General features: G+C 44.8%; 13 protein-coding genes and 2 pseudogenes. 10 read left to right on the top strand and 5 right to left on the bottom strand.

Translation table 11 applies throughout. The features are described from left to right. The first annotated feature begins 288 nt into the window (after positions 1–288). Positions 289–1,695, top strand: coding sequence for a GGDEF domain-containing protein (locus LGT40_RS14150; RefSeq protein ID WP_226070943.1), 1,407 nt, complete (start codon positions 289–291; stop codon positions 1,693–1,695). A 75-nt stretch (positions 1,696–1,770) separates the two neighbouring features. On the opposite strand, the pseudogene LGT40_RS14145 reads toward LGT40_RS14150, so the two are convergent. From LGT40_RS14145 to LGT40_RS14130, 4 genes and pseudogenes are all read right to left on the bottom strand, one after another. Beyond that, positions 1,771–2,136 (bottom strand): annotated as a pseudogene (locus LGT40_RS14145) (IS5 family transposase); the annotation flags it as partial. 38 nt (positions 2,137–2,174) lie between these two features. Further along, positions 2,175–2,666: an autoinducer binding domain-containing protein gene (locus LGT40_RS14140; protein ID WP_226070942.1), complete on the bottom strand. Its 492-nt coding sequence runs from the start codon at positions 2,664–2,666 to the stop codon at positions 2,175–2,177. Positions 2,667–2,869: 203 nt separating this feature from the next. Continuing rightward, positions 2,870–3,433 carry a DUF1097 domain-containing protein gene (locus LGT40_RS14135; RefSeq protein WP_226070941.1) on the bottom strand — a complete coding sequence of 188 codons (564 nt, stop codon included), beginning with the start codon at positions 3,431–3,433 and terminating at the stop codon, positions 2,870–2,872. Positions 3,434–3,512: 79 nt separating this feature from the next. Next, a complete protein-coding gene (locus LGT40_RS14130) occupies positions 3,513–4,169 on the bottom strand; it encodes a pyridoxamine 5'-phosphate oxidase family protein (protein WP_226070939.1) in 657 nt (218 codons plus the stop codon). 313 nt (positions 4,170–4,482) lie between these two features. On the opposite strand from LGT40_RS14130, the gene LGT40_RS14125 reads away from it, so the two are divergent. From LGT40_RS14125 to LGT40_RS14100, 6 genes and pseudogenes are all read left to right on the top strand, one after another. Beyond that, entirely contained in the window at positions 4,483–5,517 is a 1,035-nt protein-coding gene (locus LGT40_RS14125; protein ID WP_226070937.1) for a helix-turn-helix domain-containing protein, read from the top strand. A gap of 322 nt (positions 5,518–5,839) precedes the next feature. Then, positions 5,840–5,992, top strand: a pseudogene (locus LGT40_RS16575) (tellurite resistance TerB family protein); the annotation flags it as partial. 117 nt (positions 5,993–6,109) lie between these two features. Beyond that, positions 6,110–6,607 (top strand): sigma-70 family RNA polymerase sigma factor, encoded by a 498-nt coding sequence (locus LGT40_RS14115; RefSeq protein ID WP_226070935.1) that lies wholly within the window; start codon positions 6,110–6,112, stop codon positions 6,605–6,607. 5 nt (positions 6,608–6,612) lie between these two features. Then, positions 6,613–7,566, top strand: coding sequence for a FecR domain-containing protein (locus LGT40_RS14110; RefSeq protein WP_226070934.1), 954 nt, complete (start codon positions 6,613–6,615; stop codon positions 7,564–7,566). A gap of 80 nt (positions 7,567–7,646) precedes the next feature. Continuing rightward, a complete protein-coding gene (locus LGT40_RS14105) occupies positions 7,647–10,025 on the top strand; it encodes a TonB-dependent receptor (RefSeq protein ID WP_226070933.1) in 2,379 nt (792 codons plus the stop codon). Between the two features lie 10 nt (positions 10,026–10,035). Next, positions 10,036–11,169 (top strand): PepSY-associated TM helix domain-containing protein, encoded by a 1,134-nt coding sequence (locus tag LGT40_RS14100; RefSeq protein WP_226070932.1) that lies wholly within the window; start codon positions 10,036–10,038, stop codon positions 11,167–11,169. A 42-nt stretch (positions 11,170–11,211) separates the two neighbouring features. On the opposite strand, the gene LGT40_RS14095 is transcribed toward LGT40_RS14100, so the two are convergent. Further along, positions 11,212–12,009, bottom strand: a complete 798-nt coding sequence (locus LGT40_RS14095; RefSeq protein WP_226070931.1) for a 4-helix bundle domain-containing protein — start codon at positions 12,007–12,009, stop codon at positions 11,212–11,214. Positions 12,010–12,076: 67 nt separating this feature from the next. Here LGT40_RS14095 and LGT40_RS14090 point away from each other — a divergent pair, with 67 nt between their 5' ends. The 3 genes from LGT40_RS14090 to LGT40_RS14080 all read left to right on the top strand — a co-directional run bounded on the left by LGT40_RS14090 (position 12,077) and on the right by LGT40_RS14080 (position 14,343). Then, positions 12,077–12,733, top strand: a complete 657-nt coding sequence (locus LGT40_RS14090; RefSeq protein ID WP_226070930.1) for a Fe2+-dependent dioxygenase — start codon at positions 12,077–12,079, stop codon at positions 12,731–12,733. 102 nt (positions 12,734–12,835) lie between these two features. Next, positions 12,836–13,375, top strand: coding sequence for a sigma-70 family RNA polymerase sigma factor (locus LGT40_RS14085; RefSeq protein WP_226070929.1), 540 nt, complete (start codon positions 12,836–12,838; stop codon positions 13,373–13,375). Next, positions 13,372–14,343, top strand: a complete 972-nt coding sequence (locus LGT40_RS14080; protein ID WP_226070928.1) for a FecR domain-containing protein — start codon at positions 13,372–13,374, stop codon at positions 14,341–14,343. Before LGT40_RS14085 ends, LGT40_RS14080 begins: the two co-directional genes overlap by 4 nt. Positions 14,344–14,354 lie beyond the last annotated feature (11 nt).

Below are 14,354 nucleotides of genomic sequence, written 5' to 3'. Positions count from 1 at the left end.
ACGCAACTATCACAGCATGTTGATGCTGGCTTTTACTATGATGTGGCTGCCAATGTGGGCTGATTAATTTTTGTACAGCAAAGATCAACAGACCCTAGCCTTGATTGACACTTTTTCAGATCACAACAGAGGAGGAGATGAAAGCTCAATAAGCCCTGATAATCAGACTGTACCTCAACGGTCAGGCCAATCAGGCAAATAATTATCCAGAAAACAGGAATGCTTGAAGCCATACACATATCGGCCTATTATTGAATTTAACGCAATCAACCACGGTGTTGTTCAGGCATGATGCAGACTCCCTCTGATGACAATTCGTCAGCCCCCTCTATGAACGTCAGCGATTTGCTCGAACATTTACGTGCCGTCTCCCCTTACCTTCCAGGATTTATCTATCAACTTTGTTTAACGGCAGAGGGTAAGTTTCATTACACCTATACCAGCCCCCGTCTGGAAAAACTGTTTGGCCTTACCCAGCAGCAAGTCGCCGATGATGCGAATTTGCTGTTAAAAATGATCCATCCTGATGACTATCAGCGTGTCATTAATGAGAGTATCGAATGTGCTGAAACCGGTCGTGCCTGGCACAGTGAGTTTCGAATGATTCTAAGAACGGGCCGTGTGATGTGGATTGAAGCTTATGATACCCCCGTCAAAAGATCGGATGGATCGATTGTCTGGACTGGTTATGGCAATGACATTACGCAACGGAAAAATTACGAAACCGCGCTCAATGACAGTGAAACCAAATTCCGAGCATTTGTGGAAAACGCCAATGACATTATTTATTCGTTATCACTGGACGGTGTGCTGACCTATGTCTCGCCCAACTGGTCTGAAATACTCGGTCATTCACTCAGTGAGGTAGTTGGCAAGCCAATAGAAGAGTTTATTCACCCAGATGATGTTATGGCTTTAAAGAATTTTTTGCAGCAAGTCTGGCATAGCCACCAAAAACACAGTGGCATTGAATATCGAATAAAGCATTTTAATGGTCACTGGTGCTGGCACCGCAGCAATATTGCACCGCTGTTTGATAAACAACATGAGCTGGACTCCTACACCGGTATCGCCCGGGATATTGCTGAACATAAACTGATGATGCAGCGAATGTCACATATGGCTCATCACGACACGCTGACAGGCCTGCCCAACCGTGCCAGTTTTACACAGCATCTTAATCAGGCAATCACTTTAAGTGAGCGTCAGCAGCAGGCGCTGGCCGTGTTATTTCTGGATCTGGATAATTTTAAACCTGTTAACGACAAACATGGTCATGCACTGGGCGATTTACTATTGCAACAGGTAGCAAACCGGATTCGCCAATGTCTGCGCGAAGCAGATATTGTGGGGCGCATAGGTGGTGACGAATTTGTCGTGCTGTTACAGAATATCCATCATCTGGCCAACGCCCGGCAAACGGCAGAAAAAATCTGCGAGTGCCTGTGTATACCCTATGAAATAGACGGCAAAATCCTGCATGTGGGCGTCAGTATCGGCATTTCGTTACACCCGCTGCATGGCAGCAATGCCATGCAACTGGTCCGTTATGCCGATGAAGCCATGTATGAGGCCAAGAAAATGCCTGGCCATGTGCAGGTATTTGCCAGTCCACCTCTGGGGGTATCCTCCAGCAAGCAGGATGATTTCAGCCAAGATGCTCCTTCAGCAAAGACGGCTGACGATCAGGGGTGAAAATCTCTATCCAGTAACCATCTGGATCCTGAATAAACGCAATTCCTTTCATCTTGCCGTCATTCGGCCGTTTGTAGTGGAATGGCCGCCCCGGCTTTGACCTATCGCCTCACATTTGGATGAAGCCGCACCCGCGCTATGTTGATGGGCTTTGACGATACTGCCATCAATAAACAACCATTCCATGTCCGTGCCGCGCGATAATGCTTTGAATAGCCTTTCCAATAGACCTTTCTTCGACCATAAGTTAAATCGTCGAAAAACGGTACTCCATTGCCCAAACTCTCGGGGTAAATCCCGCCAAGGGCAGCCGGTTCGCATTCGATATAAAATCCCTTCGAGCGTCATTCTGTGACCGGGTTTATTATAGATACGGCCACTTTGATACATCAGTCTGGATAGCTTTTGCCATCGCTGGTCGGTTAACATGAGTCTGGGCATGGTGATTGGGTCTGATAGTTGTTTGTGATGAACCACAATTATACCGAGTCACCATGCTGCTCAATATTTAACCACCAAAGATCAACAGCCCCTAGGCTCATCATACCAAACTCACCGTTTGGCCCATGTATTGGGAATGCTAATCCCGAGCTTAAATCATAGTTTAGACCACGGACATAGATGAACTTTTGCTCGGCCGAAGTAAAAGTTTCTTTATCCCAGAAGAGGGGGAAATGGCTTGAATAACAATGTTGGATAGTGGGGTCAATTTTAAAGTATTGATTTCGATCATAAATTTCCTGCCATTTATGAGCATGGTTTGTTATGACAAAGGCTTTATTAATTGGGTTATGTTTATTTGGCAACAACCTGAATATGTATCGCTCAAAACCAGCATCATTTGCTATCTGAGAAACAGCTTGGGAGAAGTCTTTTACAGAGTCTATCTCAAACAAACTAATAAATTGTGGGTACTGCTCATGCTTCCATTTGTTGCTGGTTTTGACGATTCCAATATCACTAAAGCCCATAAAGACTCCTATTAATCATTGATCCTTAATGATTAGCTGAGATCTTAAGGTGGGGGAGAGCCTATCCTCATGTTTCAAACAGTGATGCAAAACCCCACTATTATCAATGAGCTAGATATCCTCTGCATAAGATGCAAAGAAATAGGCTCATGGCTAACTATCCCACTCCGAATTATCAGTCACTATAACCTGATAAATCTCGATCACTCATTGACTACCGATTCCATTTTGGATGAATTGGTTGATTCCTGTTTGACCAGAACAGCAACCATGATTGCGTTAAAATAACCTGCAGTAACACCAATTAAACTGCTGAACAATATTGCAATCAACGCATTATTAAATGAGACCGAAAGCAGGTGTTCTAAGGCAAACAATCCTGTCGTGCTGGCAAAAGCAAAAAAGCTTGCGTATCCGTAAATGATTGCCGGGGTCACATTGAACAGGGTAATCGTGCTCATTCTTGCAAGAATTGCAATGATTGCGCCTATAAATATAGCCCCGCCAAGTTGCTGGCCCAATGTGCTTTCAGCAGGATTGTTCAAAAGAAAAATTGCTGATATCCATGCAGCAGTTGCGCCGAGTGCCATGTGCCTGATGGTCGCCATAAACGCCTGATTGCGGTTGATGCCACCATTCATATGAAAGAAACAAGCCCACGCGATGAACACGGCCCAAGGCGGTATAAAAGTGAAGAATCCAAGCACATAAAGAACGATGGTCGTCAATACGAAGGCGCTGAGTGTCACTGCATTGAGTTGAGTCATGACTTTCCTTTTTTATCTTTAGTACATAAAATCCAGCTTGATCCGGTTATCAGCAGCTATCAGTTGCTGTTACCCAGTCTTAGGTCTCGCCTTTAAGCACCATCTCGACATATTGTTCAGGGGTGATAGTGCCCCCCAATGCCTCGGCGATATGCTTGTCCCTGGCTGGCAGAACTTCCTGCAAGCCATCGATCCGTTTCCAGTGGGGTAATGCAACAGACTCGTTTTCCCGTGGTACATGCTTTGCGCTGGCGATGCGTTTGTAGCGGTGGATGTAGCGCGCGCAATTAACGAAAATTTCGACAATATTGACAAACACCACCATCTCCGCCCCCAGAAACATCTTGAGGGACTCCTCATCCCGATGAATCGAGGCGTTTCCATGTATCCGAAAGCGATTTGGCGTTTCGAAGTCGATCAGTAACATGCCTACCTGATTATTAATGGAAATATTTCCCATGGAAAGGAACATACCGTTTCCGTCAAAACTAGGGAATGCAAGGGTTTTACTGTCTATGATCTTAATGAATCCAGGATTTCCACCTTTATAGGAACAAGTTGGATAACCGCGATGATCAATAGTAGTCAGGAAAAACATATCACGACTCTCGATAAAACCACGATGTTCTTCACCAATCTCATTGGAGACTATATTGGCGTTGACAGCATCCGCTAGCTTCACCGTATCAAAATCCTGCTGTAACTCCCGGTGTTGTTTGCCATAGAGCTCTTGCATGAGACCACCTTTTCCCATATCTCTGTTTGAAATTATTTCTTAATAGCTTGTAAAACCCGCATGGGTTCTTCGGACTATAGCGTTTGCAATAAATCGACTCGATTGTAAATTCCAAGCAGCCTCCAGTGTTGTAACTGCACAAATAGAATCCATATTCAACGGGCTCCTCGAATCAGTAGAACGTTACCTGCATATTGTGTTATTAGTCATTTGTAGTCCTTTTGTTTTGGACGGTAGAAAAAAGTATGCCACGGTCAAGTTATGGAAACTTTTCCCGGTCGGCGGTATTTTTTGACTGAAAAGGTGATATGCAATGGAGCATTCTGATAGCTATTCAGCCTCGAGATTTTCTTCGAATCTGTTAGCGAATCTTGAACGGTTGGGTGGGCAGAGGTTATGTACTGAAGAGCAACCTATCAATCAACGGTTGGAATGGCTCAAAGAAGTTATCGGCCGGGAATATGCCAATGTTGATGTTGGAACACCCGATCAGGCGTCTTTGTATAACGATATGTTGATTTACCCTTGGCAACAGGGGCTGCGCTTGTCTCCGATACGATCCAATGCCATCACGATTGAAAGGCTGCCAAAAGAACCAGAGCATGTTTCTCAGGATTGCTATTTCGGCGTATTGTTGACCGAAGGACAATACAAGCTTGAGCAAGGTGGTCGAGAAGTGTTTCTCAAACCGGGTGAAATGACGATATATGATGCTACTGAACCACATCGTGTTACTACCCCCGGGCCTTTCTCCAAAGTTTTAATATCCATTCCCCGTTTTTTACTGGACGAACGCATTGCCAACATCAGTAGGTTGACGGCAACCAAGCTATCCACTGAGCATGGAGCTGGTGCCATTACCGCCTCAATGATTTCATCTACCATTAATCAATTAGAGCTACTGGATGAGGCTGTTTTTCAAGCACTATCGGAACCGGTATTGGAGTTGTTTACCTTATCGTTATTCGAAGTTGTTGGAAAAACAAAGCAAATGTCCCGTTATCGGAGCCAGGCATTAATAAGAGTTAAACAATTTATTGCCTGTAATCTGACTAGCACTGGTCTAAAAGCTGACGTCATCGCCTCTGCCTTGGGCTTATCGGTTCGTTATATCAATAATTTGTTTAATAAAGAAGGCACCTCATTAATGCGTTATCTCACTCAACAGCGCTTGGCACGTAGCCGCCATTATTTGGCCAGTGCGTTATACCATCATTTGAGCATTACTGAATTAGCGATGCAAAGTGGCTTTACTAATATGGCTCATTTCAGCCGAGCATTTCGTCAAGCTTATGGTATGTCGCCGCGAGCCTATCGTTACCACTGCCAAAATCAACCTGAAAATTAGTATGTAGATAGATGTCGGTAATGAAACTTATCATCATAAAACGAACAATAGTGAATAAATTTACATAATATTCAAGATATAGGAGGTATGAGAATGACTATAGCAGGCAGCTTCATGCTGACCAGTGCGCATTAGCTCGTAGAATCACAAATTCTCATTTTAATCGGTAACTTAACACAACTTTACTAGATATCTTTGCCATGGAGTATGCTTGAATGGTGAGAGGGGATTTGTTGGCGTAAGCCTAACAAACCTAAAAGCATCCCCGATTATTTTGCCTTTCACCTCAGAGATCAATCGCCGTTAGAGCCAGAAGAAGAAAGTTGAATTAATTCATATCCTCTGGCAACTGGCGAATGCCGATCAAGAAGTTCATCAGATCGAGCAGCATGTCATTCGCCGTATCAGCAATTTACTGCATGTAGAACATCACGATTATATTGCTGCGAAACTGGCTGCTACTGGACATAGCTAAATTAAAACAATGTTTGGGTCGTTTGATTGGAAATGCTTTTGATATAGCAGGCTTGTCAGTTTAATATTAAGACGTTAATGTATCTCATTCTCATTAACTGTAATTAAAAGCCATCTCATGTCCCCACCTCCAGTGGAAACTATCTATAAAGAACACCACAATTGGTTGCGCGGCTGGCTTTATCAAAAAGTTGGGTGTGATCAGCGAGCGGCCGATCTCGCGCAAGATACCTTTGTTCGTTTATTGCAGGTTCAGTACAAACAAACGGATTTTACCCCCGAGCAGCCTAGAGCTTACCTGCGAACCGTTGCCAATGGTCTAGTGATCGATTATTTTCGCCGTCGCTCTTTGGAAAATGCCTATCAGGATGCCGTGGCTCATATGCCAGAACTCACCATGATTTCCGAAGAAGAACGCTTGTTAATCTGGCAAACGCTGGATCAGCTTGATGCCTTGTTAAATCGTTTATCTAAACGTGTCAGAACCATCTTTCTGTTATCCCAACTCGAAGGACTAACCTATCAACAGATTGCCGATCAACAAGGCGTCTCACTGCGGACCGTTAAACGAGATATGCAGCAGGCTTATGTCCACTGTTTAACGTTACTGTGGTGATCAGCATGGATGCCAGCGCTCCTCCAGCCAAAATTATTGCTGAAGCCGCCGATTGGTTGGTTAAAATACAGGAACATCCATTAACCGAAAACGAACAGAATCAGTTGCAGCAATGGCGTGCTCAAAGCGCTAATCATCAACGTGCCTGGCAAGCCGCACAACAATTAAATCAATCCTTCGGCCATGTCCCAGAAAAACTGGGGCTTTCGGTATTGAGTCGAAAACAGGCTCAGCGACGCAATCTTATTAAAGCCATCAGCGCATTGTTGGTTATTCCGACGGGTAGTTGGCTGGTATATCAACATTCATCCTTGTTATTCTGGGTTGCCGATTATCACACAGCGACCGGAGAAATCCGTGAGGTCATCTTGGCGGATGGCAGCAAGTTGATATTGAACACCCGCAGTGCCGTAAATGTATTTTTTGATGAAAATCAGCGACTCATTGAATTATTGGAAGGTGAAATCCATATCACCACAGCCAGTGATACGCTGGCCCGCCAACTTTTCGTCAAAACCGAACATGGTCAGGTTCATGCGTTGGGAACAGAGTTCACTGTGCGGTTAAGTTCAGAATATTCTCAGGTAGCCGTTCAGCAGGATGCAGTAGAAATTCATACCATTACAACAAATAAGGTTCAACGTATCACTGCCGGTCAGCAAAGCCGGTTTTCCAAAGCGAATATAGAGCCTGTAGCAGTAAGTCAACCAACAACAGCGACAGCGTGGACACGTCAGCAATTAATTATTGATAATCAGCCTTTAGCAGATGTTATTGCCGAATTAGCGCGGTATCGTAAAGGCTGGTTGCGGTGTGATCCGGCTATAGGAAAGTTACGCCTCTCCGGCGTTTTTCAATTAACAGATACCGATATTGCTCTCAGCAATATTGCACATACCTTGCCGGTGAGCGTGGTTTATCGCAGTGCATATTGGGTGACGGTGACCAGTAATAAATAATTTGGCCTCTTTTTTCAGTTGCTTCGGCATCAGTAGTAAATGAATCTCATTCACGCTATTTACGCTGAAAAGGAAGCTCCATGAAACCTGCTCAATCTCTCCAAACGACTAACTTAAAAAAACAGACATTACTTAACCAATCGATAAAGGCAGCAATCATTGCCACGGTTGTCATCACCGCTGCATTACCCTTAACCAACTTAATGGCCGCCGAAGCAGCCGATTCTCAACAGCAGTACCAGATTCCAGCCGGACAATTGGCACAATCGCTTAACCAGTTCGCCAGTCAGGCAGGAATTACCTTGTCATTTGATCCTGGCCTCACCGACGGACTTATTAGCCCGAGTATTTCAGGACAATATTCACGGCAGCAGGTGTTGGAAAGGTTGCTGGCGGGCAGTGGGCTGACACTCTCGCAGAGAGCTGATGGCAGTTTTACGCTTTATAAAACACCATCTGCTGAAACGAATAATCAAATTGCCTTACCAGCGGTGATCGTGTCCGGAGAAAAAATTAATCGTAGGCTGCAGGACACGTTATCCAGTGTTGCGGTATATGGTGAGGAAGATATTCGGCAGCATGCCGATCAGGACTTGCAAAATATTATGGCCAGAACGCCCGGACTTTATACACAGTCCGGTAATGAAAACTGGGGAATTCGTGGGGTGCCGGTTTCCGGATTTGACTCTCAGGGGGCAGGCACGATGAATGGCGCCGTGACTGTATTTGTGGATGGTGCTGCGCAGACACATCGACTGGTCACCATGACTCCACTTCGTTTGTGGGATGTGGAACAAGTTGAGGTCTATCGTGGTGCACAATCCACCACGCAGGGACGCAATTCTCTGGCAGGGGCAGTAGTATTAAAAACTAATGATCCAACTTTTCAGCCGGAATTCGCTGCTCAAACCAACTTCGGCAGTTATGGTGAGCAAGGTATTTCATTCGTTGCCAATGACTCGATAGTGGACAATCTCCTGGCCGGCCGTTTGGCTGTCGATTATCAAACGATGGATGGCTATATCAAGAACGAAACCCTTGATCGGGATGGCGATGCGCAACGTGCAGTCAATATTCGCGGCAAACTGCTGTTTCAACCTGCAGAAAAAATGGACTTACTGTTGACGCTGGATCGTACCGAGCAAAAAAGAGGCGCGAATACCGTCAGTGTCGAAAACGGCAAACCTCGATATTACAAACATTATCTCAATACAGCCGAAAGAGATGCCCTGGATCAAAATACCGCTTCAGCCAAACTGGATTATTACTTGTCGGATAACTGGACGTTTAGCAGTTTATCCAGCGGTACCTGGTCAAATTATGATTCTTTATTGGACTTTGATCAGACTGTCACGCTTGAACGAGAAGCCGTTCGTAAACATAAACAGGATCTATTAAGTCAGGAATTTCGTTTTACTTACGAAAGTGAACGTTTGTTGAGTTACTTTGGGCTCTATTACGCTAAACACAGTAATGATATTGATGATCGAATCAATCTGAATCTGGGCGGTTTTGATGACCCGGCACTCATCTCACAGGGTGATATCGTCATTCGCAATCAGGCTGTTTTCGGTGAAGTGAACTGGGAGTTTATTGACAACTGGACCTGGATTACCGGCATGCGTTTGGATCATGAAAAAAACAACACGAAATTTCAGTATGTGGATCCATTAGGCTTGGCGACAGTTGAGTCTGCCGATGAAAATAACTCATTCACTGAGCTGTTGCCAAAAGTTGGTTTAAGTCACAGGCTGAATCAAAACCATCTTATCGGTTTAACCTGGCAAAAAGGTTATCGTGGGGGCGGTGTGGATTTAAGTACCTCTACAGCTCACCGACCCTATGATCCGGAATATACCAGTACTTATGAGCTCGCCTGGCGGGGCAGTTGGTTGGCTGACCGTTTAAATACTAATCTCAATATTTATCACACCGATTGGAAAGATCAGCAGGTTGAAATCTCCGATGAACTGGGCATTGCCACGGTAGCCAATGCGGCAAAATCCAGGATGAAGGGCTTGGAGCTCTCAGCGGATTATTTGGTAACTAGTGCATTTACCCTATTTGCAGGCGCTTCTTATAACCATACCAGATATCTTGATTTCAATATGGATGGCAATGATCTGAGTGGACAGCAATTCCCGTTTGCTCCTGAATACAAAGTCTCGCTGGGTGGCAGCTACCAATTTATCAATGGATTAAGAGTCAGCAGTGATATTGTCTACCAGTCGGATAGTATTACGCTGGCTTACACCAATGGTATCGCCACTGAACGTGACAACGACAGTGTGACTTTGGTGAATCTTAATGGGGAATATCCCTTATCGAAAAATCTCATCGTTTCGGCTTTTGTCAGAAATTTGCTGGATAGTGAATACGTTACCAATAATCAAAGTGAGACCTTCCTGGATGTCGGTGCACCGAGAACATTTGGTATTGCCTTAAGAGCAGAAATGTAAAACATCGCAAATGACTGCTCTGTTGTCGCAGCGCTCATTCTGGCTGCTTTTACATCGCGGGATTGGTGTTTTTATCCTGGTGTTTATTGTGATAGCCGGTCTGACAGGATCGGCTATCACTTTCTGGCGGGCGATTGATAACTGGCTTAATCCCGCCTGGTATCAAGTGACGGTTGGAGAAAACACTCACTCCTTAAATGCCTTGTCAGCTCAGGTTTCGCACAATTACCCAAAGGCTACGATTCATGGAATTATTCTGGCAAAGGATAATACGTCCAGCGTTATTTTTTATCTTGCCGGGGAGTCAACGGGAATTGATGAAGTATTTATCAATCCGTATACCGGGCAGATTCTTGGCGATCGGGATATTGACCGAACCAGTTTGGCCCGCAGTCATTTGATGCCTTTTCTTTATCGGCTGCACTACAGCTTAGGTTTGGGATCTTTCGGTAAATATTTATTGGGCATTGTCACGGTTTTGTGGCTGGTGGTTACGTTGATAGGTATTTGGTTGGCTTGGCCCAAGAAAAACAAATGGAAAAAAGCACTTAGTATTAAACATACGGCCGGATCATCCAGATTAATGTTTGATTTGCATCGATCATTCGGGCTGATATTTTCGGTTTTGTTTCTGCTTATTCTCTGGACAGGTTTATGGTGGAATATGGACGTGGTTATCCGGCCAGTTATCACCAGTATCTTTCCTGTGACGCCGCCATTTCACCCAGCCAGCGAGACTATTTCACAGACTGATAACGGCTTTGATAATGCAGCTGATGTGGCATTGAAAAAGCGTCCGGATACAGAAGCCTATTATCTGAGAAATCATTCCGAGAAAGGTTTTTATACGGTTTATTTAAGGGAAAAAGGTTCTGTAGGGCCGTATGGAGATATCTTTGTTTTTGTCGGTTTGGATGGAACGATATTGCATATCGACGAACCGCAAAACTATCTGTCTGGAGACAGTTATGCTGCATGGCAACTGCCATTACATACTGGTCAGATTTTAGGCGTTTCAGGACGAATAATCTGGATGGTTGCAGGTTTTATCCCGTTACTACTATCCATTACCGGAGTAATGCTATGGCTCAGAAAATTACGACTTAAGAATGCAAAAAAGCAGACTTATACGACATTCGTGTAAAAGCCTGCTTTTATATGAAGAACTTAAATTAACGATAATTATTTAGACGCCTAATGCGGCAATCTCAATCCGCGCTGCCGCGCCGTAAAGTTTAGATGCATCACCATCTACATCGCCCTCAGGCGCGATGCTTGGCCAAAGATCGGCAAGTTCAGCTAAATAGCCTTCAACCTGTTTAACTGTCTCGGCAGATTCTTTACGAGTTGCTTTGGGGAGTTGTTCAAGACGGCGCTTGGCGATTTGGGTAAAGCCGTAAGCATCTTGATATTCATGCAGATTAATGAGTTTGCCGTTTTCTACGCCCAGTGCATATTCTTCACCCGCGGTGCGGATCAAATCTTTAATGCTTTGCAGAGTATTTTTTAAATCCGGTTTCACCACAGCTTCAGCGGCTTTAATGCCTGCTTCAAGTTGTTCGTAAGCTTCATCCACTTCTTTTTGGGAGGCTTTGCTGGTCACTTTGTCGGCCAGATTGCTCAATGCATCGTCAAAGCGTTTTCCACCTCGATATTCGATTGATGGCACCAGGCCTGCATACAGTTCATCGCGAGGATGTTTCATATGGGTAATCGCCATTTCGACCTGGCCTTGTTTATACAATTCATAACCCACCAGCAAATGACCACGAATCAAACCCAAGCGGGTTAAAAACGCGACATCATTGGTTTTCAGATCGGTCTCAGTGACGCCACCACCTTCACCTTCGCCAGCGGCTGCTAAGGTAATATTTTCATTGGTAAAATGCATATCATGTGACATATCGGCTGCATTGGCACTCAAACTGATCCCACTGGCCAGAGCAACCCCAAGGCTTACCCATTTTTTTCGATTTTCTTGCATAGTCTGTCTCTCAGAGTGGCGTTATGATAAGTTAACTACTTTGCCATAAATGAGACTCATTCTCAATATGATCCTGCATCTTTCACAATGTTTATCAGCTGCTGATCTTGAAGCCATCAAAGCAATGACTAAGGACATCCCATTCCATGATGGACAGAGCACAGCGGGTAGGGCTGCTATTCAGGTAAAACAGAATCAGCAAGCGGATAGGGTTGAAGTTGCAGGAACCTTGAAACTGGTTGAGCAACGTTTGCTGGTCAATGATTTATTCGTTCAGAGCACCTATCCCCAGCAGTTTGTTCGTATGCTGCTAAGTCGTTATCAAACCGGTATGCATTATGGCACCCATGTTGATGAAGCTTTAATTAATAACCAACGCACCGATATTTCATTTACCCTATTTTTGTCTGATCAAACCCAGTATCAAGGCGGCGAACTGGTACTGGAAGACAGCAGCGGTGAACGTAGCTGGAAACTGGATGCCGGGGATTTACTGCTCTATCCCTCAACTTATCTGCATCGAGTCAATGAAGTTACCGAAGGCGAACGACTGGTTATTGTCGGTTGGGTGACCAGTCGGGTACGTGACCCGAAGCAAAGGGAAATTTTGTTTGATACAGAGCTGTCGCTGCGTGAGGAATTTAATCTTCGTGGCAAAACCCAACAATATGATCGCCTTTCACGGATTCGAAATAATCTGCTGCGGCAGTGGTTGGATCGATAGACGATAGTTATTTAAGAATAGTCTATATGGATTGCTCTTGAAAACGAATTACCATAAAATGCAACTGCGAATCATTATCATTAACAGTTGTGAATAATTACCATGAATGCGCCATTGTTGCCCTCTTCCACTCAAAACCTTGAAAAACTCTATCAAAACAATTTCAGCTGGTTGCAAAACTGGTTGCGAGAACGTTTGAATTGTTCCCATCAAGCGGCTGATCTGGCCCAGGATACTTTTATCAGATTACTCACTGCTCCTGATTTCGAGGCTAAAGTGGAGGCTATTCGTGAGCCACGAAGTTATCTGGTAACAGTAGCCAAACGGGTAATGATCGATCATTTTAGGCGCCGGACTATCGAGCAGTCCTATCTGCAAGCCTTAATGCAGCAACCGGAGCAGGAGATTATTTCAGCAGAACAAAGTGCGATTTTGCTGGAGACACTGTACCGGATAGATGCCATGCTGGATGGTTTGGGCGTCAAAGTGAAAAAAGCTTTTTTGATGTCTCAGCTCAAAGGGATGACTTATCGCGAAATTGCCGATGAGATGAGAATGTCTGAGAGCTCAGTGAAAAAATACATGGCCAAAGCCACCCAGCATTGCCTGCTATTTTCGTTATATGAGCAGCTTGATGCATGAACAGCGTAGTAGCGAAGTTAACGCCTCAGCAGTACAAAGCGCTGGCGGAAGCCTCACAGTGGCATGTAGAACTCACTGGTGAGTCGACTAGCCAGAAGACACAAGCCTGGCAAAACTGGTTATCAACACAACCTGAAAATCAATGGGCCTGGCAGCAGCTGGAAAAATTGCAGCAACAACTCAAACAGCTCCCTGGCGAACTGGCATTTAATTCACTTAAACCAGACACAGAAGCACAACCTGCCAATGCCCGACGAAACCTGCTGAAAAGTATTGCCGGTATTGGTGTTATTTCCTCCTCAAGCTGGCTGGCCTGGCAATATTCGCCTGCAAGGTTGATGCTGGCGGATCATCACACCATCACGGGTGAAATACGCGAAGTGCAATTGTCTGATGGTTCAATCGTTATGCTGAATAGTGCTTCAGCAATTAATGTTGATTTTTCACCAGTGGAGCGACGGATTAATCTGCAACAGGGTGAGATCATGATCTCCACCAGCCCGAACCACGATATCCGGCCTTTTGTTGTGCAAACCCGCCAAGGTTTATTAAAACCCTTAGGTACACGGTTTTCTGTTCAGCAACAAAAAGATCGCACGATTCTGTCGGTGTTTGAGCATCAGGTAAAAGTAAGTCTGCCTGATAAACAGCAGACCACTTGCACGGCAGGTAACCAGTTGATTTTTACCCAAACGACATTTGCATCTCTTGAGCCACTTGTGGAGGGTGCAGATGGCTGGGTGCAGCAAAAGCTGATTATCAATGATATGCCGTTAGATAAGTTTCTGGATCAGCTGGCCCGTTATCGTCCTGGTGTCATGCGCGCTGAACCGGAGTTATCAAAATTTCATATCAGTGGCACGTTTGATTTGACTGACACCGATCAGGCTTTATTGGCCGTGAGCCGATTATTCCCGGTTTCAATCACTTTTCGCAGTCGATATTGGGTCATTGTTCGCCCCGCCTGAATCAACCTTTA

It is taken from the genome of Methylophaga pinxianii, assembly GCF_020447225.1.
Taxonomy (GTDB): domain Bacteria; phylum Pseudomonadota; class Gammaproteobacteria; order Nitrosococcales; family Methylophagaceae; genus Methylophaga; species Methylophaga pinxianii.
The sequence above is the reverse complement of the archived record's forward strand: the minus strand, read 5'-3'. Positions and strand labels throughout refer to the sequence as shown.

What these genes read in the sequence shown, in the direction of transcription:
- LGT40_RS14115 (WP_226070935.1), top strand. Translation starts at nt 6,110, where the DNA reads ATGTCCCCACCTCCAGTGGAAACTATCTATAAAGAACACCACAATTGG.
- LGT40_RS14110 (WP_226070934.1), top strand. Translation starts at nt 6,613, where the DNA reads ATGGATGCCAGCGCTCCTCCAGCCAAAATTATTGCTGAAGCCGCCGAT.
- LGT40_RS14080 (WP_226070928.1), top strand. Translation starts at nt 13,372, where the DNA reads ATGAACAGCGTAGTAGCGAAGTTAACGCCTCAGCAGTACAAAGCGCTG.
- LGT40_RS14150 (WP_226070943.1), top strand. Translation starts at nt 289, where the DNA reads ATGATGCAGACTCCCTCTGATGACAATTCGTCAGCCCCCTCTATGAAC.
- LGT40_RS14095 (WP_226070931.1), bottom strand. Translation starts at nt 12,009, where the DNA reads ATGCAAGAAAATCGAAAAAAATGGGTAAGCCTTGGGGTTGCTCTGGCC.
- LGT40_RS14100 (WP_226070932.1), top strand. Translation starts at nt 10,036, where the DNA reads ATGACTGCTCTGTTGTCGCAGCGCTCATTCTGGCTGCTTTTACATCGC.
- LGT40_RS14135 (WP_226070941.1), bottom strand. Translation starts at nt 3,433, where the DNA reads ATGACTCAACTCAATGCAGTGACACTCAGCGCCTTCGTATTGACGACC.
- LGT40_RS14130 (WP_226070939.1), bottom strand. Translation starts at nt 4,169, where the DNA reads ATGCAAGAGCTCTATGGCAAACAACACCGGGAGTTACAGCAGGATTTT.
- LGT40_RS14090 (WP_226070930.1), top strand. Translation starts at nt 12,077, where the DNA reads ATGATCCTGCATCTTTCACAATGTTTATCAGCTGCTGATCTTGAAGCC.
- LGT40_RS14140 (WP_226070942.1), bottom strand. Translation starts at nt 2,666, where the DNA reads ATGGGCTTTAGTGATATTGGAATCGTCAAAACCAGCAACAAATGGAAG.
- LGT40_RS14125 (WP_226070937.1), top strand. Translation starts at nt 4,483, where the DNA reads ATGGAGCATTCTGATAGCTATTCAGCCTCGAGATTTTCTTCGAATCTG.
- LGT40_RS14085 (WP_226070929.1), top strand. Translation starts at nt 12,836, where the DNA reads ATGAATGCGCCATTGTTGCCCTCTTCCACTCAAAACCTTGAAAAACTC.
- LGT40_RS14105 (WP_226070933.1), top strand. Translation starts at nt 7,647, where the DNA reads ATGAAACCTGCTCAATCTCTCCAAACGACTAACTTAAAAAAACAGACA.